Consider the following 21,114-nt stretch of genomic DNA (forward strand, 5'->3'; position numbering starts at 1 on the left):
GTCAGTCTTCACCCACCTTGGTGGGCACGTTCCCACCATCGATTGGGAACGTACCCACCAGACTAATCCGGACAAAAAGCTGTCCTGTTTCGGCTGGTGTCCCGGTGCGTCGGCAGCCACTGCTAGGGAGACGGAAATGAGCAGCACCCGCACGAAGTTGCGTACAAGAATCGCGGCCGCGATATCGGCCGCGACTGTCCTCGGGCTGGTCGCGGGTTGCGGTTCGGGCGGTGGCTCCGGGACCGGCGGGGGCCACAAGGACGGCAAGACCGTGATCACCATGGGGCTCTTCGGCGTCATGGGCTTCAAGGAGACCGGCCTGCTGGAGAAGTACATGAAGCTGCACCCCGACGTCGTCATCAAGGCGGACGTCGCCGGCGACGAGCAGACGTACTACACCGCTCTGCAGACCCATCTCGCCGCGGGCAGTGGCCTGAAGGACATCCAGGGCATCGAGGTGGGCCGCGCCAAGGAGCTGGTCGACACGCAGAAGGACAAGTTCGCCGACCTCGCGGACGTCCCCGGCACGGACCACTTCCTGCCCTGGAAGCTCAGCCAGGTCACCGCCCCCGACAAGAAGGTCATCGGGCTCGGCACGGACATCGGCCCGATGGCGGTCTGCTACCGCAAGGACTTCTTCGAGAAGGCCGGGCTGCCCACCGACCGGGACGAGGTGGCTCAGCTGTGGGCGGGCGACTGGTCGAAGTACGTCAGCGTGGGCAAGCGCTTCAAGGCCAACCTCAAGGGCTCCAAGGCCGCCTTCATGGACAGCTCCAGCGGCCTGTTCAACGCCATGATCTACGGCAACTCCGAGCAGTTCTACGACAAGAGCGGCAAGCTGATCTACGCCAAGAACCCGGTCGTCAAGGACGCCTGGAAGCTGGCCTCGCAGGCCGCGACCTCGGGACTCACCGCGAAGCTCCGGCAGTTCCAGCCGGGCTGGGATCCCGGTCTGGCGAACAGCACCTTCGCCACCACGGTCTGTCCCGCGTGGATGCTCGCCCACATCAGCGAGAAGGCCGGGCCCGCGAACAAGGGCAAGTGGGACGTCGCCAAGGCGCCCAAGGGCGCGAACTGGGGCGGGTCCTTCCTCGGGGTCATGGACAACAGCCCCGTCAAGAAGGAGGCGAAGGAGCTCGTCGCCTGGCTCACGGCTCCCGAGCAGCAGTCCTACCTCTTCGAGAAGATCGGCAACTTCCCGTCGTCCGAGACGGCTCTGAAGTCGCCCGCGGTGACCGGGGCGAAGTCGGACTACTTCAGCGGCGCTCCCATCGGCAAGATCTTCGGTGAGGCCGCCACGGAGATCCCCGACGAGCAGGTGCTCGGCCGCAAGGACGGCACGATCAAGGACATCTTCTCGCAGGGGCTGACGCTGATCGAGTCGCAGAACAAGAGCCCCGACGCCGCCTGGAAGACCACGGACGAGCGCATCAAGAAGGCCACCGGCTGAGCCGTCCGTCCCGCCACACCAGCCCGGCGGCCCGGTTTCGGGCCGCCGGGTCCTCAAGCCGTCACCCTTCGAAGGAAGGAAGCCTCCCGGTGGCCACCTCCACCCCGATCAGCCAGGGTGGTGCTCCAGGCACCGCTCCCCCGCCCGCCAAGCGCGCACGCGAAGACCGTCAGGGCCTGCGCAACCTGCTGCACCGTCTCGACCTGCGGGGAGCGCCGTACGCGTTCGTCGCCCCGTTCTTCGTGGTCTTCGCGGCCTTCAGCTTCTACCCGCTCGTCTACACGGCCTGGATCTCGCTCCACCACGTCGAACTGTCGTCGCTGAACCTGATGGAGTGGGTCGGCTTCGACAACTACACGGCCCTGTGGAACGACGACCGCTTCTGGAACGCGCTGGCCAACACCTTCACCATCGGCGTGATCTCCACGGTCCCGCAGCTGCTGATGGCCCTGGGCCTGGCGCACCTGCTCAACTACCGGATGCGTGGGTCGACGTTCTTCCGTGTCGCCTCCCTGACGCCGTACGCCACCTCGGTCGGTGCGGCCGCCCTGGTGTTCACGATGCTCTTCGAGCGGGACTTCGGCATGATCAACTGGATGCTGAGCCTGGTCGGGGTGGACCACATCGACTTCGAGAACAACAAGTGGGCGGCCCAGATCGCGATCTCCACCATCGTCATCTGGCGCTGGACCGGCTACAACGCCCTGCTCTACCTCGCGGCGATGCAGGCCGTCCCGCGCGACCGCTACGAGGCCGCGGCCATCGACGGTGCCTCCCGCTGGCAGCAGTTCCTCAAGGTCACGGTGCCGGGCATCCGGGCCACCATCGTCTTCACCATCGTGCTGTCCACGATCGGTGCCACCCAGCTCTTCGGAGAGCCGCTGATCTTCGGGCAGGGTCCCAACGGCATCACCGGCGGCGCCGACAACCAGTACCAGACGCTGGGCCTGCTGCTGTACGAGGAGGGCTGGAAGAACTACCAGATGGGCCGCGCCGCCACCGTCGCCTGGGCGATGTTCCTGCTGCTCATCCTCGTCTTCGTCGTCCAGCGAGTCCTCAAGCGCGCGCTGGCGCGCAGGTCCTGACCAGGAGTGCTTTCCCATGACCACTGACAGTCTCCCGGTCCGGACGGCGGACCCGCGGCCCCGCACCGGCACCCCTGAAGGGTCCACCCGCCGCCGCCGGACGCGCCTTTGGCTGCGCCCGCGCGCCGGACGCCAGCACCACGCCGGCCCCCTGGCCTACGTACTGCTCGGCTTCGCCGCTCTGGTGTCGCTCTTCCCGCTGTACTGGACGATGGTGGCCGCCTCCAGCGACAACACCCGTGTGACGCAGAGCCCGCCGCCCTTCCTGCCCGGCCCGCACCTGCTGGAGAACCTGGGCAAGGCCTGGCGCGACGCGGCGCTGGGCAAGGCCATGGTCAACAGCCTGATCGTGGCCGGGGTGATCGCGCTGTCCACGGTGCTGTTCGCCACCCTGGCCGGGTTCGCCTTCGCCAAGCTGCGCTTCAAGGGCCGCAACGCACTGCTGATGCTGGTCATCGGGACGATGATGGTGCCGCCCCAGCTGGGCGTGGTGCCCCTGTTCATGATGATGACGGACCTCGGCTGGGGGCAGCAGCTGCCCGCCGTCATCTTCCCCACTCTGGTGAGCGCCGTCGGCGTGTTCTTCATGCGGCAGTACCTCGCCGAGGCCCTTCCCGACGAACTGGTCGAGGCGGGCCGGGTGGACGGCGCGCACTCTCTGCGCATCTTCTGGAGCATCGTGCTGCCCGTCGCGCGCCCGGCCATGGCGGTGCTGTTCATGATCACGTTCGTGCACGCCTGGAACGACTTCTTCTGGCCGTTCATCGTGCTCGACATGACCAACCCGACGGTTCCCGTCGCCCTCACCCAGCTCAGCGCGGGCTATGTGCGCGACCAGTCGCTGATCATGGCCGGCGCCCTGCTGGGCACGCTGCCGCTGCTCGCCCTCTTCGTCGTCTTCGGCCGCCAGATCGTCGGCGGCATCATGCAGGGCGCGGTCAAGGGCTGAGCCCTGTACTCCCTCCGCCGAGCCCCGAAATCCCCTTGCGCGTTCTTGCCGCCTCCTCCGAAAGGATCTCCGTGAGCACCGCTACCCGACGTGTCGCACCCGGGCCGCAGCACACCTCCGCCCTGGTCTTCCCCACCGGCTTCCGGTGGGGCACCGCGACCGCCGCCTACCAGATCGAGGGCGCCGCCACCGAGGACGGCCGCACCCCCTCCATCTGGGACACCTACTCGCACACGCCCGGACGGGTACGCAACGGGGACACCGGTGACGTGGCCTGCGACCACTACCACCGGTGGCGCGAGGACGTCGAGATCATGGCCGACCTCGGCGTGGACACCTACCGCTTCTCGATCTCGTGGCCGCGGGTGCAGCCGACCGGTCGCGGCCCCGCGGTCGAGAAGGGCCTGGACTTCTACCGGCGGCTCACCGACGCCCTGCTGGAGAAGGGCATCGAGCCGGTGGTCACCCTCTACCACTGGGATCTGCCGCAGGAGCTGGAGGACGCCGGCGGCTGGCCCGAACGGGGCACCGCGGACCGCTTCGCCGAGTACGCCTCGCTCGCGGCCCGTGCGCTGGGCGACCGGGTGAAGATCTGGACCACGCTCAACGAGCCCTGGTGCAGCGCCTTTCTGGGGTACGGCTCCGGGGTGCACGCCCCCGGGCGCACCGACCCGGTGGCGGCGCTGCGGGCCGCCCATCATCTCAACCTGGCGCACGGCAAGGCGGTTCAGGCGCTGCGGGCCGAACTGCCCCATCACGCCCAGACGTCGGTCACCCTGAACATCCACCACGTCAGGGCCCTGACCGAGCGCGCGGAGGACGTCGACGCCGCTCGCCGGATCGACGCGCTGGCCAATCGCGTCTTCACCGGCCCCCAGTTGCTCGGCGCTTACCCGGAGGACCTCATCGAGGACACCTCCCGGCTGACGGACTGGAGTTTCGTGGAGGACGGCGACCTCTCCGCCATCCACCAGCCGCTGGACTTCCTCGGCGTCAACTACTACACGCCCACCCTGGTCTCGGCCTCGGACGGGCGGGGCACCCACAACTCGGACGGTCACGGCCGCAGCGACCACAGCCCGTGGCCCGCCGCGGAAGACGTGGCCTTCCACCTGCCGCCGGGTGACACGACGGCGATGGGCTGGGCGGTCGACCCGAGCGGTCTGTACGACCTGCTGCTGCGGCTGAAGGCGGACTTCCCCGGACTGCCGTTGATGATCACGGAGAACGGAGCGGCCTTCGACGACTACGTGGACCCGCACGGCCGTGTCGTCGACCCCGACCGCATCGCCTACCTGCGCGGGCACCTGAGCGCGGTACACCGGGCGATCGAGGCGGGCGTCGACGTCCGCGGGTACTTCCTGTGGTCGCTGCTGGACAACTTCGAGTGGGGCTACGGCTACAGCAAGCGGTTCGGCGCGGTGTACGTGGACTACCCCACCGGTCGGCGCATCCCGAAGGAGAGCGCACGGTGGTACGCCGAGGTGGCTCGTACCGGTGCGGTTCCCCCGCGGGACGGGGGCGACGCGTGAGCTGAGCGCTGGGGGCGGGACGGCGGCCGGCCGGGGTCGGTCAGCCGCCGATGGCCGACATCGGCCGGTCCGGCTGGACGAACGACGGGTCGTCCAGGCCGGCTCCCGCCTTCTTGCCCCACATGGCCAGCCGCCAGATGCGGGCGATCTCCTCGTCCGGGGAACCGTCGCGCAGGGCGGTGCGCAGGTCCGTTTCCTCCCGGGCGAACAGGCAGGTGCGTATCTGGCCGTCGGCCGTGAGGCGGGTGCGGTCGCAGGCGGCGCAGAAGGGGCGGGTCACCGAGGCGATGACGCCCACCCGGTGCGGGCCGCCGTCGACCAGCCAGCGCTCCGCCGGGGCCGAGCCGCGCGCGGCGGCCCCTTCGGGGGTGAGGTCGAAGCGGGTGCGCAGGGAGGCCAGGATGTCACCGGCCGTGACCATGCCCTCGCGCTTCCAGCCGTGCTGGGCGTCCAGGGGCATCTGCTCGATGAACCGCAGTTCGTAGTCGTGCTCGACGGCCCAGGCCAGCAGGTCGGGGGCCTCATCGGCATTCAGGTCAGGCATCAGGACCGTGTTGACCTTCACCGGGGTCAGACCCGCCTCGCGGGCGGCCCGCAGGCCTTCGAGGACGTCCTTGTGGCGGTCCCGGCGGGTGAGGGTCTTGAAGACGTCCGGGCGCAGGGTGTCCAGGGAGACGTTGACCCGGTCCAGACCCGCGTCCTTCAGGGCCTTCGCCGTGCGCCCCAGGCCGATGCCGTTGGTGGTCAGGGACATCTGGGGGCGGGGGTCGAGCCGCGCGACCCGCTCGACGATGCCGACCAGGCCGGGGCGCAGCAGGGGTTCTCCGCCGGTGAAGCGGATCTCCTCGATGCCCAGGGAGGTGACGGCGATGTCGATCAGGCGGACGATCTCGTCGTCCGTGAGCAGATCAGGCTTGGCCAGCCACTGCAGGCCTTCCTCGGGCATGCAGTAGGTGCAGCGAAGATTGCACCGGTCGGTCAGCGAGACCCTCAGGTCGGTGGCCACCCGGCCGTAGGTGTCGATGAGCACGTGGGCCCCCTCCCTCGTAGCGGATCAGTGCGGGTCGTCATTTCCGTCACTTGCGAGCCTACGTGACGTCACTGACAACGACAGCGGCCCGGATCCCACGAGGTACGGCGCGGCCGCGTCGTAGGGATCTACGACGCGGCCGCTCAGGGGGCGTACCGGGGTGTCAGTGGGCGCCGGTTCCGGTGAGTGAACGGACCTCCAGCTCGGCGTATTTGCCGGCGTCCGGCTCCTCCTTGGAGAGATAGGTGCCGAGGATGCCGAGCAGGAAGCCGACGGGGATCGAGATGATGCCCGGGTTCTCCAGCGGGAACCAGTGGAAGTCGGCGTCCGGGAACATCGAGGTCGGCTTGCCCGAGACGACCGGCGAGAACAGCACCAGGCCCACGGCGGTGACCAGGCCGCCGTAGATCGACCACAGGGCGCCGGAGGTGGTGAACCGCTTCCAGAAGAGGCTGTAGATGATCGTCGGGAGGTTGGCGGAGGCGGCGACCGCGAAGGCGAGGGCGACCAGGCCGGCGACGTTCAGGTCGCGGGCGAGGGCGCCCAGGACGATGGAGACGGCGCCGATGCCGACCGTGGCCCAGCGGGCCGCGCCGAGCTCCTGCTTCTCGGTGGCCGTGCCCTTCTTGATGACGTTGGCGTAGATGTCGTGGGCGAAGGACGACGAGGAGGCCAGGGTGAGGCCCGCCACGACCGCGAGGATGGTGGCGAAGGCGACCGCCGAGATCGTGGCGAGCAGGATCGCGCCCCAGTTGGAGTCGACGCCGCCGAGGTGGAGGGCGAGGAGTGGCGCGGCGGTGTTGCCCGCCTTGTTGGAGGCGATGATCTCGTCCGGCTTGATCAGGGCCGCGGCGCCGAAGCCGAGGGCGAGGGTCATCAGGTAGAAGGCGCCGATCAGGCCGATCGCCCAGATCACGGACTTACGGGCGGCCTTGGCGGTGGGCACCGTGTAGAAGCGGATCAGGATGTGCGGCAGGCCGGCGGTGCCCAGCACCAGGGCGATGCCGAGGGAGATGAAGTCCAGCTTGGTGGTGCCCGTGGCGCCGTACTTCAGGCCGGGCTCCAGGAAGGCCGAACCCTTGGCGCTGTTGTCGGCGGCCGAGCCGAGCAGGTCGGAGATGTTGAAGTGGAACTTCAGCAGCACCAGGAAGGTCAGCAGCAGGGCGCCGACGATGAGCAGGACGGCCTTGACCATCTGCACCCAGGTGGTGCCCTTCATGCCGCCGATGGTGACGTAGACGATCATCAGGACGCCGACCAGGGCGACGATGCCGATCTTGCCGGCGTCGCTGGTGATGCCGAGCAGCAGGGAGACCAGAACGCCGGCGCCCGCCATCTGGGCCAGCAGGTAGAAGATCGACACGACGATGGTGGAGGTGCCGGCCGCCGTGCGGACGGGGCGCTGGCGCATCCGGTAGGCGAGGACGTCGCCCATGGTGTAGCGGCCGGAGTTGCGCAGTGGCTCGGCCACCAGGAGCAGGGCGACCAGCCAGGCGACCAGGAAGCCGATGGAGTACAGGAAGCCGTCGTAGCCGAAGAGGGCGATGGCGCCCGCGATGCCGAGGAAGGACGCGGCGGACATGTAGTCGCCGGAGACGGCGAGGCCGTTCTGGAAGCCGGTGAACTGGCGGCCGCCCGCGTAGAAGTCGGCCGCGTCCTTGGTCTGGCGGCCGGCCCAGATGGTGATCACGAGGGTCGCGGCGACGAACACCGAGAACAGCGTGATGATCAGCGGCCGGTGCTGGCTCGCCTCGCCGGCCGCGAGCAGGGTGTGCTGTGCGGGGCTCATGCGCCGCCCTCCATCCGGGACTTGATCGCCTCGGCCTTGGGGTCGAGCTTGGCGGCGGCGTGCCGCGAGTACCACCAGGCGATGAGGAACGTGGTCAGGAACTGGGCGAGGCCGAGGACGAGGGCCACGTTGATGTTGCCGAACAGCTGGGTGCCCATGAAGTCGCCCGCGTAGTTCGACAGCAGGACGTACAGCAGGTACCAGGCGATGAAGCCGACGGTCAGCGGGAAGGCGAACGAGCGGTAGGAGCGGCGCAGTTCACCGAATTCCGCGCTCTCCTGCTCCGCGAGGAACTCCTCTGTCGGGGGGAGTTGGGTGGGGGTCTTCGAGGGGGGCGGTGTCTCGGTGGCCACGTAGTCTCCTCGCGTTGCGGATGCGTTCGTCTCGGGGATCGGGGGCGCGTGTCCTGGTGCTCCCTGCCCAAGGTCACGGCGCGATGCGGGGACGGGTTCAACTCACTTGACCGATTTCCGAACTCGCCTTGGGCAACTCATTGCTGACCAGCGACTTCGGGAGATAGTTTTCGGCCTGGACCGCCCGTCATGTACCTGCCCGAGCACCACCTGTGTCTCGGGCGGTTTCGTTTCCGGATGATGTGGAGACCCCATGGTTCATCTGCGTTCCAGACGTCGGCTCGCGCTCGCGGTGCCGGTCGTGCTGTCGCTGACCGCCTCGCTCGGCTTCCTGCCGGCGGCGGCTCAGGCCGCTCCCCGCGTGGAGTCCGCCTCTCCGGCGGCCGCCGCCGCGGACACGTACGCATACCTCGTCAACACGAAGACGGACCCCTACACGATCAAGTCGGTCAAGGCGGCGATCAAGGCGGCCGGCGGTTCGATCGTGGTGTCGTACGACAAGATCGGTGTCATCGTGGTCCATTCCACGGACCTCGACTTCGCCAAGAAGATACGCACCGTACGTGGCGTGCAGTCCGCGGGTGCCTCGCGCACCTCGCCGGTACAGGCGGCGGGGACCACGGACGAGGGTGCGGCGCAGTACCTGTCCGAGGCCGAGGCCGCGAAGGTCGAGAAGGGCTCGGCGGCCGGTGAGGAGCCGCTGGAGGCCGACCAGTGGGACCTCAGGGCGATCGGCGCCGACAAGGCCGCCGCGATCGACCCGGGCAGCAGGAAGGTGACGGTCGCCGTGATCGACGTGGGCGTCGACGACACCCACCCCGACCTCGCCCCGAACTTCTCCCCCTCGCAGTCCGCGAACTGCGTCAGCGGCAAGGCGGACACGACCTACGGCTCCTGGCGGCCGGTGGACGCCGAGCACTACCACGGCACGCACGTGGCGGGTGAGATCGCCGCGGCCCGCAACGGCATCGGTGTCGCGGGCGTCGCGCCCGGCGTGCGGGTCGCCGGCATCACGGTGGCCCAGCCGGACGAGAACCAGCTGTTCTTCCCCGAGAGCGTCGTGTGCGCGTTCGTGTTCGCCGCCGACCACGGCGTCGAGGTCACCAACAACAGCTACTACGTTGATCCATGGCAGTACAACTGCATGGACGACCCCGATCAGCGCGCCATCGTTGATTCGGTCAACAGGGCCCAGCTGTACGCACAGAGCAAGGGCACGCTCAATGTGGCCGCCGCGGGCAACGCCAACGACGACCTCGACTCGGACGCCCTCGTCGACGACTCCAGCCCCGACGACTCGACTCCGGTGACCCGGACGGTCGACCCGCACGAGTGCTTCGACGTGCCGACCCAGCTGCCGGGCGTCGTCACGGTCAGCGCGGTGGGCGTCAAGGGCACCAAGTCGTACTACTCCAGCTACGGCTACGGAGTCGTCGACGTCGCGGCGCCCGGTGGCGACAAGTACCAGATCCCGGACACGCCGTCGAAGAACGGCCGCATCCTGTCCACCATGCCGAACAACCAGTACGGCTTCCTGCAGGGCACGTCGATGGCCACGCCGCACGTGGCCGGCGTCGCCGCGCTGCTGAAGTCGACGCATCCGTTCGCGACCCCGGCCCAACTGCAGGCCCTGCTCAAGGCGGAGGCCGTCAACCCGGGCTGCCCGAGCGGCCCCTACGACGGGGACGGCGACGGCGTCGTCGACGCGACCTGCGTCGGCGGCAAGCGGGTCAACGGCTTCTACGGCTTCGGCGTCGTCGACGCGCTGCGCGCGGTGAAGTGACCGCGGCCGATCCACCATCCACTCGCTCCGGGGGACGCCACCGTCCCCCGGGGCTCCCGCACGGCCCCTTCGTACCGCGAACGAACTGGAGACCCCGACACATGACAGCGCCTCACCCGCGCTCGCGCCGCGTGCTCGCCCTTCCGCTGGGGATGGCGATGGCGACGGCCCTCGCGTTCCTGCCGAACATCACGGCCTCGGCGGCGGAGGCCGCGCCGACGGCCACGGCCACGACCACGGCCGGTGACGCCACCTCGCTCAGCTACGTCGTCAACGTCCGCCCGGGGCACGGCCCTTCGGCGCGTGTGAAGAAGGCGATCGCCGAGGCAGACGGCACGATCGTGACGTCGTACGACCAGATAGGCGTGATCGTCGTCCACTCGTCGAACGCCGACTTCGCCAAGATCCTGCGCGCGGTGCCCGGCGTGGAGTCGGCGGGCAACACCCGCAACGCGCCGCTGCCCGCCCAGTCGACCGACGACATGGGCACGCCGAAGGTGCTCTCCGCACGGGAGGTCGCCGCCGCGCAGGCCGCCGACGGGCAGGATCCGCTCGAACCCCAGCAGTGGGACCTGGCCGCCATCAAGGCGGACAAGGCGCACGAGGTGTCGCTGGGCAGTCCCAAGGTGACGGTCGCCGTCATCGACACCGGCGTCGACGACACCCACCCCGACATCGCGCCCAACTTCGACCGCGCGGCGTCGGTCAACTGCGTGGCGGGCAAGCCGGACACGGCGGACGGCGCCTGGCGGCCGAGCGCCTCGGAGAGCCCGCACGGCACCCACGTGGCGGGCGAGATCGCGGCCGCGAAGAACGGCGTCGGCATGACGGGCGTGGCGCCCGGGGTGAAGGTCGCCGGCATCAAGGTGGCCAACCCCGACGGCTACTTCTACACCGAGGCCGTGGTCTGCGGCTTCGTGTGGGCGGCCGAGCACGGCGTCGACGTGACGAACAACAGCTATTACACCGACCCGTGGTACTTCAACTGCACCGACGACCCGGACCAGAAGGCACTGGTGGACGCCGTCACCCGGGCCTCGCGGTACGCGGAGAAGCGGGGTGCCGTCAATGTCGCGGCGGCCGGCAACGAGAACTACGACCTCGCCGCCGACACGATCACGGACCCGGTGTCGCCGAACGACGGCACGCCCTCGGACCGGGTGATCGACCCGACCAAGTGCTTCGACATACCGACCCAGTTGCCGGGTGTGGTGACGGTCGCGGCCACGGGCGCCAAGGGCCTGAAGTCGTCCTTCTCCAACCACGGCCTGGGCGTCATCGACGTCGCCGCGCCGGGCGGCGACTCGACCCGCTACCAGACCCCGGCCCCGCCGGCCACCAGCGGCCTGATCCTGGGCACGCTGCCCGGCGGCAAGTGGGGCTACATGGCGGGGACGTCGATGGCCTCGCCGCACGTCGCGGCGGTCGCCGCATTGATCAAGTCAACGCACCCGCACGCTACGCCGGCCCTGGTGAAGGCGCTGCTCTACGCGGAGGCCGACGCCACGCCGTGCACGGACCCGTACGACATCGACGGCGACGGCAAGGTCGACGCGGTGTGCGAGGGGACGAAGAACCGCAACGGCTTCTACGGCTGGGGCACGGTTGACGCGTTGGCCGCGGTGACCAAGTGATATATTGATTCAGTCAATACTGCATAGTGCAGTCATGACTGCAATCAAGTTCGCATGGGCCGAGCTGGGCGGCGATCCCGCCCTGCTCTCCAGGATGTCGACCTCCGCACGGGAGGGCGCTCTCCAAGGGCGCCTTCCCGTACGGGAGCTGGCGCGGGCCTGTGTCGGTGCCTGTGCGCTGGCCGCCGCCGAGCTGGGGGCGCGGCGGGCCGGGCTCGCGCAGATGCCCCGGGTGCGGGTCGACGACGGGGCGGTCGCCACCGCGTTCCACAGTGAGCGGCATCTGCAGGTCGACGGGCGGGCGCCGGTCGTCTTCGCGCCGCTGTCGCGGTTCTGGCGGACCGCGGACGGGTGGGTGCGCACCCACGCCAACTACCCCCACCACCGGGCCCGGCTGCTGGACGTGCTGCGGGTGCCCGAGGACGTGGCCGCCGTCGAGGCGGCGCTGGCGCGGCGGTCCTCGCTGGAGGTCGAGGAGGCTGTGTACGAGGCCGGCGGCCTCGCGGTGGCGCTGCGGACACCGAAGGAGTGGGCCGCCCACGAGCAGGCCGCCGAGGTGGGCCGGCGTCGGCTCGTCGAGCGCGAGCGGCTCGACTCCGCACCCGCGCGCGTGCTGCGGCCTCTCGACGGACCCGCGCTGCTGCCCGCCGCCGGGCTGCGCGTCCTGGACCTGACCCGGGTGCTCGCCGGACCGGTCGCCACGCGCACGCTCGCCCTGCTCGGCGCGGACGTCCTGCGCCTCGACCCCCCGCACCTGCCCGAACTGCCCGACCAGCACACGGACACGGGCTTCGGGAAGCGGTCGGCGCTGCTGGACCTCACGGCCGACCGGCGTGCGTTCGAGGACCTGCTCGCGCGCGCGGACGTCGTCGTCACCGGCTACCGGCCGGGCGCCCTGGACCGGTTCGGGCTGTCGCCCGAGGCGCTGGCCGAGCGGCGGCCGGGACTGGTCGTGGCACAGGTGTCGGCGTGGGGCGCGTACGGGCCGTGGCGCGGGCGGCGGGGCTTCGACAGCCTGGTGCAGGTCGCGACCGGCATCGCCGCCCTGGAGGGCTCGGCGGGACAGCCGGGCGCGCTGCCGGCGCAGGCCCTGGACCACGGGACGGGGTATCTGCTGGCGGCCGCGGTACTGCGGGCGCTGACCGAGCAGTCGTACGACGGCGGCGGCCGGTCCGTGCGGCTGGCGCTGGCCCGGACGGCCGCGTGGCTCGTGAACGACGTCGAGGCGGAGGGTCCGGGCGACGCCGAGTACGACGGTCCGGGGCCCTGGCTGACCGAGACGGACAGCGCCCTGGGCCGACTGCGGCACGCCCTGCCGCCGGTGTCCTTCGACGGTGGGCCGGCCGACTGGGCGCGCCCGCCGGAGCCGTGGGGGTCCGGCACCGCGCGTTGGGTCTGAGCCAAGGGACGGCCAAAAACGTCTCTACGGGCGGAATGGCGTACCGCCAGTTGTTTTACTGCAGTTGCCCTGTTCTGCGACGGCTGGTGAAGTCTTCGAGGTGACGTTGATACGACCCCCCGCCGGGGTGGCGGACGCGAGTGGGCCCGTACGGCGCCCCGGTGCCGGCCGGGCCGTCGGCGTCCTCGTCCTGGTGGCACTGGCCGCGCTGATACCCCTGCTGGGCCAGTCGGCCGCCCTGCACGGCACCGGGGAGGCCGCCGCGCCCGGCGTCGGGGGCATCGCGCTGCTGCGGGCGGTGCTGTTCGCCGCGCTGTGCGTCCCGGTCGGCGAGGCGTTCGTGAACCGTCTGGCGCGCTCGCTGCCCGGGGCCCCCGGGCAGGCGCCCCGCAGTTGGGCCCCGTACACGGCGCTCGCCGGTTTCGTGGCCGCCGTGGGGCTGGCGTCGGTCGTGTCGACGGGCAACCTGCTGCCGCACGACCTGGACCAGGTCGACGTCGGCGGCCTGTACGACTCCCCGGACGGCAGGCTCGCCCTGGTCGAGGTCAACGCCTTCCTCGCGGCCGCCCTGTGCGCCCGCGCGCGCCGTCCGGCCGCCCGGCTCTGGCCGGTGGCCGCGGTGATCGTGGCGGAGGCCCTGCGCGCGCACCCCACCACCGAGCACGCCCCGCTCCTCGGATCCGGGCTGACGCTGGTGCACCTGACGTGCGCGGCGCTGTGGGCGGGCGGTCTGCTGCACGTGCTGCGCACACTCGGCCGCTGGGGCCGTACCGAGGCCGGCCCCGCCCTGCTGGGGCTCTACGCGCGCGTGGCGGCTGTGCTGCTCGCCGCCATCACCGCGACGGGCGTGTGGAGTTCGCTGCGCCGCATGCCGTCGGCCACGGTCCTGGACCAGCTGACGACGACGGCCTACGGGCGCACCCTGCTGGCCAAGGTGCTCCTGGTGGCCGCCGTCGCACTGCTCGCCGTGTGGGCGCGGCTGAGGCTGCGCCGCGCCGCCGACCCGCTGACCGCCTGCGCTCCCGCCCGCGCGGAGGTCGTCGCCCTGGGCGTGGTGGTCGTGGTGTCGGGTCTGCTGACGGCGCTGCCGCTGCCGATCCGCTGGTCGTGACGTTGATCCGTTGATCAACCGTTGGTGACGAGCACCTTGAGGGCGGTGCGCTCGTCCATCGCCTTGTAGCCGTCGGGCACGCCCTCGATGTCGACGGTCATGTCGAAGACGGGCGAGGGGTCCACGGTGCCGTCGAGGACGTCGGGCAGCAGCTGCGGGATGTACGCGCGCACGGGTGCGACTCCCCCGCGCAGCGCGATGTTCCGGTCGAACATGACGCCCAGGTCGAGACCGGTGCCGCTGCCGTGCGGCACCCCGACGAAGCCGATGGCGCCGCCGTCGCGGGTGATCTCGACCGCCGTGCGCATGGACTGCTCGGTGCCGACGGCCTCGACCACGGCGTGCGCGCCCTGGCCGCGGGTGAGTTCGCGTACGGCCTCGACGGCCGCCTCCCCGCGCTCGGCGACGACGTCGGTGGCGCCGAAGCGGCGGGCGATGTCCGTGCGGACCTCGTGCCGGCCGAGGGCGATGATCCGTTCGGCGCCGAGCCGCTTGGCGGCGAGGACCGCGCACAGGCCGACGGCTCCGTCGCCGACGACGGCGACCGTGGCGCCCGGGCGGACGCCCGCGCCGAGGGCAGCGTGGTGGCCCGTGCCCAGGACGTCGGAGAGGGTCAGCAGGGCGGACAGCAGGTGCTCGTCGGACGCGGCCTCCTTGGGCAGCCGCACGAGGGTGCCGTCGGCGAAGGGGACGCGGACCGCCTCGCCCTGGCCGCCGTCGTAGCCGACGGAGCCCCAGAATCCGCCGTGCTCGCAGGAGGTGGTCAGGCCCTCCCGGCAGTAGTCGCAGACGCCGTCGGACCACATGAACGGGGCGACCACGAGGTCACCCCGCCTGAAGCCCGAGACCTCGCTGCCCGTCTCCTCGACGACACCGAGGAACTCGTGCCCGATCCGCTGCCCCGGCTGCCGCGCGGCCTCGCCGCGGTACGCCCACAGGTCGCTGCCGCAGATGCAGGCGCGCAGGACCCGCACGACGGCGTCGGTGGGCAGCTGCACCACGGGCTCGGGGACGTCCTCCACGCGCATGTCGTACGGGGCGTGGATGGTGGTGGCGCGCATGGCGAGGATCCTTCTCGTGCGGTGTCGTGGGCGCGCTCAGGGGGTGGTCGAGCGCACTTCACGGTACGTCGCCGCCGGCGCGGGCCGCTCGTCGAGGGCGCCCTGGACCAGCAGGAACTGGGCGGCGGCGTAGGTGAGCATGATCCACAGGTCGGGCCGTGGCGGCTGCGGCCAGTTCGCGACGCCGGTCGCGATCAGGGTGTCGGAGAGCATGAAGAGCGCGCCACCGGCGGCGGCCCGGGGGCCGAGCCGGGTGGCGGCGCCGTACGCCATCGCCGTGAGCAGGGTGCTGTAGCAGGCGACCGGGACACGCAGGCCCGCCGGGAGGTCCGGCCACAGCAGGGCGACCGTGGCGGCGAGGGCGACGGCGTAGGCCGGGGCGAGGAGACGGCCACGCGCGTGTGGAGCGCCGTGGCGCAGGAACAGCGCGATGTAGCAGACGTGTCCCGCCGCGAAGGAGGCCATCCCGGCGAGGAACGCCGGGTCGGCGTCGGACAGGAGCAGGATGTCGCCACCCCAGCCGAACAGCAGGGCGGCGAGCAGGAGCCGCGGGGCGCCGCGAACGCCGGCGTAGGCGGCGAGGAGCGGCATGAGAAGCGTCTTGGCGACGGTGTGACCGGCGTCGAATCCCACGGCGAGGGACCCGAGGTCGGCGAGGGTGGCCACACCGAAGAGGGCGAACAGCCGGGCGCCCCAGGGAGTTTCGGCCCGCGGCTCACCGGGGCGGGTCGCGTGGGGGCAGGGCGCGACGGCGGGCGGCTCGGCCAGGGGCTCTTCGGGAGCGCGCGCGGCGGCCGTCGACCCGGCCTCGGGCACGCCGGGGCCGGGTGCGGCGGAGGTCGGCTCGGGCGCGGGCGGCTGTGGAGCGGCCGTGTGCGACGCCCGTGGGCGGGCGCGGCTGTCGTCGTCCGGGCTCACGCGGCCGCGGTCCCCTCGGCCGGGGCCGGTTCGGCCACCGGGCCCGGCTGGGCGAGGCGGGCCGGCCGCCAGCCCGGGCCCCGGAAGACGCGCCCGGCGCGCTCGCCCCAGCTCTCCGCCGCCCTCACGTCCCTGATGATCGCGGCGTACTCGTGCGTCGCCACCTTGATCGGGTTGAACGTGTTGATGTTCTTGGTCAACCCGTAGACCGGTCGCTCGACCTCCGCCACGAACGAGCCGAACATCCGGTCCCAGACGATCAGGATGCCGCCGAAGTTGCGGTCCAGGTAGCCGCCCTGGGAGGCGTGGTGGACACGGTGGTGGGAGGGGGTGTTCAGGACGGACTCGAACCAGCGGGGCATCTTGTCGATGCGTTCGGTGTGGATCCAGAACTGGTAGACGAGGCCGGCCGAGGAGCAGAAGGCGACGGCGGCCGGGTGCACCCCGGCGGCCACGAGGGGGACGTAGAACGGCCAGGCGGTCCACGACGTGCAGGGCTGGCGCAGCGCGGTGGTGAGGTTGAACTTCTTGCTGGAGTGGTGGACGACGTGGCAGGCCCACAGGATGCGGATGACGTGGTGGCCGCGGTGCGACCAGTAGTAGAAGAAGTCCTGCGCGAGGAGCATCAGCGGGACGGTCCACCACAGCACCGGCACGCGCGGGGGCGTGAGTTCGTAGACCGCCGAGTAGACGGCGACGATCGGGATCTTCCACAGGAAGTCGAAGACGAGGCTGCCGAGTCCCATGCCGACGCTCGTCGCGGCGTCCTTCGCCTCGTATCCCGCGGCGTCCTCGTCGGGATGGAGACGGACGCTGATCATCTCGACCACGGTGAGCAGGACGAAGGCGGGTATCGAGCACAGCACGACATCGGGCAGGTTCGGCATGTGGGCACCGTAGAACCGCTGGTCGGTGAGGGATAGACGTTGTTACCCACAAGTATCGCCCGGGGTACGCGCTTGCTTCTTGGTGATCTCCGCCAACGCGCCCGCGGCTACACCCCGACCGCTCCCAGCAGCGCCCCCGCCGCGTACGTGATCCCCATGGCCAGCGCCCCGCCCACCACGTTCCGCAGCAACGCGCGTCCCGGCTCGGCCGCGCCCAGGCGCGCGCTGCTCCACCCGGTCAGGACGAGGGCCGCGAGCACCGACACCACGGTGATCCAGAGCCGCCAGCCCGCGGGCGGCAGCACGATCGCGAGCAGCGGCAGCAGCGCGCCGACCGTGAACGCCAGGAAGCTCGCCCACGCCGCGTGCCAGGGGTTGGTCAGCTCGTCGGGGTCGATACCGAGCTCCACGCGCGCGTGCGCCCTGAGCGCGTCACGTTCCGTCAGCTGCTCGGCCGCCTCCCGTGCGACGTCGTGGGACAGGCCGCGTTCCTGGAGCAGCTGGGTCAGCTCCTCCAGCTCGGCCTCGGGCTGTTCGCGCAACTCCCGTTTCTCCAGGGCGAGGGCCGCCATCTCCGAGTCGCGCTGGGTGGACACGGAGACGTACTCGCCGGCGGCCATCGACATCGACCCGGCGAGCAGCCCGGCGAGTCCGGCGGTGAGCAGCGCGGAGCGGCTGTCGGTCGCGCCGGCCACGCCGACGACGAGACCGGCGGTGGAGACGATGCCGTCGTTCGCGCCGAGCACGGCCGCGCGCAGCCAGTTCAGCCGCTGTCCCAGTGCGCCCCCGTGGGCTTCGCCGCCGTGCGTTGGTTGGGTCACACGGGGAGGATGCCACCCGCACACCGCTCCCATGCGCACCGACGCTCCCCCGGACCTCACCGGCGTCGCACGGGGCTCGGTCAACGAGCGGGGTGCGCCCGGGGATTGGGAGGGGTCCATTGCCGCAAGGCCGGACATTCCGTACGCGGAGCCCCTGTTGGAGGAGACTGTCAGTCGTGGCCCGTATCCTCAGGGACCATGCTCGAAGACCCCACGACCGCAGCGTCCTTCCCCACCGGGTGGCCGACCGCGTATCCCCCTGGATACGCGGTCGTTGACGTGGAGACGACCGGCCTGGCCCGGGACGACCGGATAATCTCCGCGGCCGTCTACCGGCTGGACGCGCGCGGTGAGGTCGAGGACCACTGGTACACGCTGGTCAACCCGGAGCGGGACCCGGGCCCGGTGTGGATCCACGGTCTGACGAGCGAGGTGCTGGAGAGCGCGCCCCTTTTCACGGACATCGCCGAGGAGTTCGCGACCCGCCTGGAGGGCCGGGTGCTCGTGGCGCACAACGCGGTCTTCGACTGGCAGATGATCGCACGGGAGTACGCGCGCGCCCGGCGCGAGGCGCCGGTGCGCCAGCGGCTGTGCACCATCGCGCTCTCCAAGGAGCTGGGGCTGCCGCTGCCCAACCACAAGCTGGAGTCGCTGGCCGCCCACTTCGGCGTCGTGCAGCGGCGCGCGCATCACGCGCTGGACGACGCGCGCGTGCTCGCGGAGGCGTTCCGGCCGAGCCTGAGGGCCGCGGCGGCGGGCGGCGTACGGCTGCCTCTGCTGGAGTGCCGGCCGCTGACGGAGTTCACCGACCGGCCGGTGCCCCGCCAGGCGGGCGGCTACGGCGGCTACCGGCCGACGAGTTGGCGCCCCTCTCGCAAGAGGCCCGCATGCCCCCATCCCAACCCCGGTCGTTACGAGGACGGCAAACCGCTCAAGCAGGGCATGCGGGTCGCCTTCTCCGGGGACACCTCCGTCGAGCGGGAGCTGCTGGAGGACCGCGCGGCCGAGGCCGGCCTGCATGTCGCCACCAGCCTGTCCCGGCTGACCAGCCTGCTGGTCACCAACGACCCCGACTCCGGCACGTCGAAAGTGGTCAAGGCCCGGCAGTACGGGACGCCGGTGGTGGACGAGGCGGCGTTCGGACAGCTGCTCAGGGACGTCGAACCGGCGGACGAGTGACCCGTACGGACGGGTGATTGCCGCGCGACTCGCCCGGCGCCCGCTCGCCCGCGCGGCGCCGACGGCCCACGCTGAGGCCCATGGCGAGATGCGAAGTTTGCGGCAATGACTACGGAATGAGCTTTGAGGTGCACGCGCAGGGCGCGGTGCACGTCTTCGACTGCTTCTCCTGTGCGATCCATCGCATGGCACCCATCTGCGAGCACTGCCGGGTGCAGATCATCGGTCAGGGCGTCGAGGCCGACGGCCAGTGGTACTGCGGTGCCCACTGCGCCCGCGCGGCCGGGAAGGCCGGCATCGTCGACCGCGTCTGAGACGCACCCCTGGCGCAGGCACCCCACGGCCCGAGAGGTACGGTCGTGGGGTGTACCGCTTCCTGTTGACCCGGCAGTGGGTGATCCTCACGCTGGTCGCCCTGCTGCTCATCCCCACGATGATCAGGCTGGGCATCTGGCAGATGCACCGCTACGAGATGCGCTCCGCGCGCAACCAGCTGGTGTCGGACGCGCTGCACGCCAAGCCCGTACCGGTGGAGAAGCTGACCTCCCCTGGGCACACCGTCACCACCCACGACCGGTACCGCACGGTGAGCGCGAAGGGGCACTTCGACACCGCGCACGAGGTCGTCGTGCGCCGCCGCACCAACTCCGACGACGAGGTCGGCTACCACGTCCTGACCCCCTTCGTGCTGTCGGACGGCAGGGTGCTGCTGGTCAACCGGGGCTGGATCCCCTCCGACGGCCCGAGCCAGACCACCTTCCCCCGGGTTCCCGCGCCGCCGAGCGGCCAGGTCACCGTCCAGGGCCGGCTGATGCCCGACGAAACGACCGCGGCGAGCGGCATCAAGGACCTCCAGGGGCTCCCGGCCCGGCAGATCATGCTGATCAACAGCGAGGAGCAGGCCCGGCGCCTGCACGCCGAGGTCCTCGGCGGCTACATCCAGCAGACGGCGCCCGAGCCGAAGGGCGACAGCCCGGAGCAGATCTCCGACCCGGGCAAGGAGGACGCCCCGCTGAACTACGCGTACATGATCCAGTGGTGGCTGTTCGCGGCGGGTGTGCCGTACGGCTGGTGGATCCTGGTGCGCCGGGAGCGCCGCGACCGGGCGGCTGCGGCCAAGGACACGGATCAGGAAGCGGAACCGGCGTCGGTATGACGCTCACCGTCCGAGACGGTCGCGCCAGTACAGGAACGTGCGCTGCGGCTCTGGCAGCAGTTCCCACGGGTGGGGTGTCATGTGGCGGCCCATGCGCCGGAAGACGGCGGCGGCCTCGTCCGGGCGGTGCATCCGGATCAGGGCAAAGGCGAGGACGTTGAGGTCGGCGACGCCCTCGGCGTGCGGCGCGGCCGCGGCGGCGAACCAGTCGGTCAGGGCCACGGCCACCTCGTCTGCGGCCCGGGGTTCGCGCCAGTGGGCGTCGGTCCCGAGGGACATCTGCCGCTGCCGGTGGGTGACGAGTTCCACGCGGGCCGCGACGGGGAGCAGGGCGAGCGGTGATCCGTGTGGTGCGCGGGCCGCGGCCTGCCGGGCGAACTCCAGCATGTCGTCGACCGTGCCGTGCCCGCGCGGGGACAGGTAGCGCAGCAGCTGGTGGTAGGCGGTGCGGTGCCAGGGGGCACGGGTGACGGCCTCGCTCCACACCGGGACCGCGTCACGGACAGGGACGGCGAAGGAGTGCATCAACTCCAGCAACGCCAGCCACGGGGTCGGGTCCTCGGGGCAGCACTCGGCTGCCCGCAGACACGCCCGCTCGGCCGCCCGAGCCTCGTCCCGCCCCCCGGCGACGGCCCGGACCGAGCGCACCCATGCCTCGAGCACCAGGGCGTCCCCGTCGCCGGGCCGGTCGGCGGACCACCGCTCACTGACCGAGGGCGGTAGGGCGCGCGCCAGCACGGAGACCCGGTGCGCCCTGCGGTCCCAGTCCCGTCCGGTCCTGCCCAGCAGTTCCGCGACCGGTTCCCAGAGCGGACGGGTGCGCCCGGCGCCGAGGCCGTGGAGCTGCGGCGCGGGGCGGAGTTCGGTCAGGGTCGCGTGCAGGGCGTGGTCGTCCAGCGCGGGGCGGACGACCAGGGAGGGGCGGCGTCTCAGCATCTCGTTCCCGGGGAGAAGGGTAGAGGTCGACGAGGTCGCGC

19 protein-coding genes are annotated in these 21,114 nt (G+C 71.2%); 11 read left to right on the forward strand and 8 right to left on the reverse strand.

Translation table 11 applies throughout. The features are described 5' to 3' along the window. The first annotated feature begins 136 nt into the window (after nt 1-136). The 4 genes from FBY22_RS29855 to FBY22_RS29870 all read left to right on the forward strand — a co-directional run bounded on the left by FBY22_RS29855 (nt 137) and on the right by FBY22_RS29870 (nt 5,016). Nucleotides 137-1,450 (forward strand): extracellular solute-binding protein, encoded by a 1,314-nt coding sequence (locus FBY22_RS29855; protein WP_142151082.1) that lies wholly within the window; start codon nt 137-139, stop codon nt 1,448-1,450. Between the two features lie 89 nt (nt 1,451-1,539). After that, nucleotides 1,540-2,535: a carbohydrate ABC transporter permease gene (locus FBY22_RS29860; protein WP_399212053.1), complete on the forward strand. Its 996-nt coding sequence runs from the start codon at nt 1,540-1,542 to the stop codon at nt 2,533-2,535. Between the two features lie 16 nt (nt 2,536-2,551). Then, nucleotides 2,552-3,484 (forward strand): carbohydrate ABC transporter permease, encoded by a 933-nt coding sequence (locus tag FBY22_RS29865; RefSeq protein ID WP_142151083.1) that lies wholly within the window; start codon nt 2,552-2,554, stop codon nt 3,482-3,484. 71 nt (nt 3,485-3,555) lie between these two features. Continuing rightward, nucleotides 3,556-5,016, forward strand: a complete 1,461-nt coding sequence (locus FBY22_RS29870) for a GH1 family beta-glucosidase (RefSeq protein WP_142151084.1) — start codon at nt 3,556-3,558, stop codon at nt 5,014-5,016. A 40-nt stretch (nt 5,017-5,056) separates the two neighbouring features. Here FBY22_RS29870 and moaA read toward each other — a convergent pair whose 3' ends face one another. The 3 genes from moaA to FBY22_RS29885 all read right to left on the reverse strand — a co-directional run bounded on the left by moaA (nt 5,057) and on the right by FBY22_RS29885 (nt 8,188). Next, nucleotides 5,057-6,046 (reverse strand): GTP 3',8-cyclase MoaA, encoded by a 990-nt coding sequence (gene moaA, locus FBY22_RS29875; protein ID WP_142151085.1) that lies wholly within the window; start codon nt 6,044-6,046, stop codon nt 5,057-5,059. Nucleotides 6,047-6,209: 163 nt separating this feature from the next. After that, nucleotides 6,210-7,835: a cation acetate symporter gene (locus tag FBY22_RS29880; RefSeq protein ID WP_142151086.1), complete on the reverse strand. Its 1,626-nt coding sequence runs from the start codon at nt 7,833-7,835 to the stop codon at nt 6,210-6,212. Continuing rightward, complete coding sequence (locus FBY22_RS29885) at nt 7,832-8,188, reverse strand: DUF485 domain-containing protein (RefSeq protein WP_142151087.1); 357 nt, start codon at nt 8,186-8,188, stop codon at nt 7,832-7,834. The genes FBY22_RS29880 and FBY22_RS29885 overlap by 4 nt, the downstream gene beginning before the upstream one ends. Nucleotides 8,189-8,441: 253 nt before the next feature. Here FBY22_RS29885 and FBY22_RS29890 point away from each other — a divergent pair, with 253 nt between their 5' ends. From FBY22_RS29890 to FBY22_RS29905, 4 genes are all read left to right on the forward strand, one after another. Further along, nucleotides 8,442-9,971, forward strand: coding sequence for a S8 family serine peptidase (locus tag FBY22_RS29890; RefSeq protein WP_142151088.1), 1,530 nt, complete (start codon nt 8,442-8,444; stop codon nt 9,969-9,971). Nucleotides 9,972-10,072: 101 nt separating this feature from the next. After that, nucleotides 10,073-11,605 (forward strand): S8 family serine peptidase, encoded by a 1,533-nt coding sequence (locus tag FBY22_RS29895; RefSeq protein ID WP_142151089.1) that lies wholly within the window; start codon nt 10,073-10,075, stop codon nt 11,603-11,605. Nucleotides 11,606-11,639: 34 nt separating this feature from the next. Next, the gene (locus tag FBY22_RS29900; RefSeq protein ID WP_142151090.1) at nt 11,640-13,004 is read left to right on the forward strand and encodes a CoA transferase; all 1,365 of its coding nucleotides are present in this window, start codon (nt 11,640-11,642) and stop codon (nt 13,002-13,004) included. 100 nt (nt 13,005-13,104) lie between these two features. Continuing rightward, nucleotides 13,105-14,115, forward strand: coding sequence for a CopD family protein (locus tag FBY22_RS29905; RefSeq protein ID WP_142151091.1), 1,011 nt, complete (start codon nt 13,105-13,107; stop codon nt 14,113-14,115). A gap of 14 nt (nt 14,116-14,129) precedes the next feature. Here the strand turns inward: FBY22_RS29905 and FBY22_RS29910 are convergent, their stop codons facing one another. The 4 genes from FBY22_RS29910 to FBY22_RS29925 form a co-directional block, all read right to left on the reverse strand. Further along, on the reverse strand, nt 14,130-15,176 hold the full coding sequence (locus FBY22_RS29910; RefSeq protein ID WP_142151092.1) for a zinc-dependent alcohol dehydrogenase family protein: 1,047 nt from the start codon (nt 15,174-15,176) through the stop codon (nt 14,130-14,132). A gap of 36 nt (nt 15,177-15,212) precedes the next feature. Further along, nucleotides 15,213-15,860 carry a lysoplasmalogenase gene (locus FBY22_RS29915; protein WP_142152561.1) on the reverse strand — a complete coding sequence of 216 codons (648 nt, stop codon included), beginning with the start codon at nt 15,858-15,860 and terminating at the stop codon, nt 15,213-15,215. Between the two features lie 230 nt (nt 15,861-16,090). Then, nucleotides 16,091-16,981, reverse strand: coding sequence for a sterol desaturase family protein (locus FBY22_RS29920; protein WP_142151093.1), 891 nt, complete (start codon nt 16,979-16,981; stop codon nt 16,091-16,093). 107 nt (nt 16,982-17,088) lie between these two features. Beyond that, nucleotides 17,089-17,802: a VIT family protein gene (locus tag FBY22_RS29925; RefSeq protein WP_142151094.1), complete on the reverse strand. Its 714-nt coding sequence runs from the start codon at nt 17,800-17,802 to the stop codon at nt 17,089-17,091. 198 nt (nt 17,803-18,000) lie between these two features. Between FBY22_RS29925 and FBY22_RS29930 the strand changes: the two genes are divergently transcribed. From FBY22_RS29930 to FBY22_RS29940, 3 genes are all read left to right on the forward strand, one after another. Then, complete coding sequence (locus tag FBY22_RS29930; protein WP_142151095.1) at nt 18,001-18,981, forward strand: DEDDh family exonuclease; 981 nt, start codon at nt 18,001-18,003, stop codon at nt 18,979-18,981. A gap of 80 nt (nt 18,982-19,061) precedes the next feature. Next, a complete protein-coding gene (locus FBY22_RS29935; RefSeq protein ID WP_063824492.1) occupies nt 19,062-19,295 on the forward strand; it encodes a hypothetical protein in 234 nt (77 codons plus the stop codon). 50 nt (nt 19,296-19,345) lie between these two features. Further along, on the forward strand, nt 19,346-20,137 hold the full coding sequence (locus FBY22_RS29940) for an SURF1 family protein (protein ID WP_142151096.1): 792 nt from the start codon (nt 19,346-19,348) through the stop codon (nt 20,135-20,137). A 3-nt stretch (nt 20,138-20,140) separates the two neighbouring features. Here FBY22_RS29940 and FBY22_RS29945 read toward each other — a convergent pair whose 3' ends face one another. After that, nucleotides 20,141-21,073: a hypothetical protein gene (locus tag FBY22_RS29945; RefSeq protein WP_142151097.1), complete on the reverse strand. Its 933-nt coding sequence runs from the start codon at nt 21,071-21,073 to the stop codon at nt 20,141-20,143. Nucleotides 21,074-21,114 lie beyond the last annotated feature (41 nt).

The sequence above is a fragment of the Streptomyces sp. SLBN-31 genome (assembly GCF_006715395.1).
Classification (GTDB): domain Bacteria; phylum Actinomycetota; class Actinomycetes; order Streptomycetales; family Streptomycetaceae; genus Streptomyces.

What these genes read in the sequence shown, in the direction of transcription:
- FBY22_RS29855 (WP_142151082.1), top strand. Translation starts at nt 137, where the DNA reads ATGAGCAGCACCCGCACGAAGTTGCGTACAAGAATCGCGGCCGCGATA.
- FBY22_RS29865 (WP_142151083.1), top strand. Translation starts at nt 2,552, where the DNA reads ATGACCACTGACAGTCTCCCGGTCCGGACGGCGGACCCGCGGCCCCGC.
- FBY22_RS29880 (WP_142151086.1), bottom strand. Translation starts at nt 7,835, where the DNA reads ATGAGCCCCGCACAGCACACCCTGCTCGCGGCCGGCGAGGCGAGCCAG.
- FBY22_RS29890 (WP_142151088.1), top strand. Translation starts at nt 8,442, where the DNA reads ATGGTTCATCTGCGTTCCAGACGTCGGCTCGCGCTCGCGGTGCCGGTC.
- FBY22_RS29895 (WP_142151089.1), top strand. Translation starts at nt 10,073, where the DNA reads ATGACAGCGCCTCACCCGCGCTCGCGCCGCGTGCTCGCCCTTCCGCTG.
- FBY22_RS29900 (WP_142151090.1), top strand. Translation starts at nt 11,640, where the DNA reads ATGACTGCAATCAAGTTCGCATGGGCCGAGCTGGGCGGCGATCCCGCC.
- FBY22_RS29910 (WP_142151092.1), bottom strand. Translation starts at nt 15,176, where the DNA reads ATGCGCGCCACCACCATCCACGCCCCGTACGACATGCGCGTGGAGGAC.
- FBY22_RS29920 (WP_142151093.1), bottom strand. Translation starts at nt 16,981, where the DNA reads ATGCCGAACCTGCCCGATGTCGTGCTGTGCTCGATACCCGCCTTCGTC.
- FBY22_RS29930 (WP_142151095.1), top strand. Translation starts at nt 18,001, where the DNA reads ATGCTCGAAGACCCCACGACCGCAGCGTCCTTCCCCACCGGGTGGCCG.
- FBY22_RS29935 (WP_063824492.1), top strand. Translation starts at nt 19,062, where the DNA reads ATGGCGAGATGCGAAGTTTGCGGCAATGACTACGGAATGAGCTTTGAG.
- FBY22_RS29945 (WP_142151097.1), bottom strand. Translation starts at nt 21,073, where the DNA reads ATGCTGAGACGCCGCCCCTCCCTGGTCGTCCGCCCCGCGCTGGACGAC.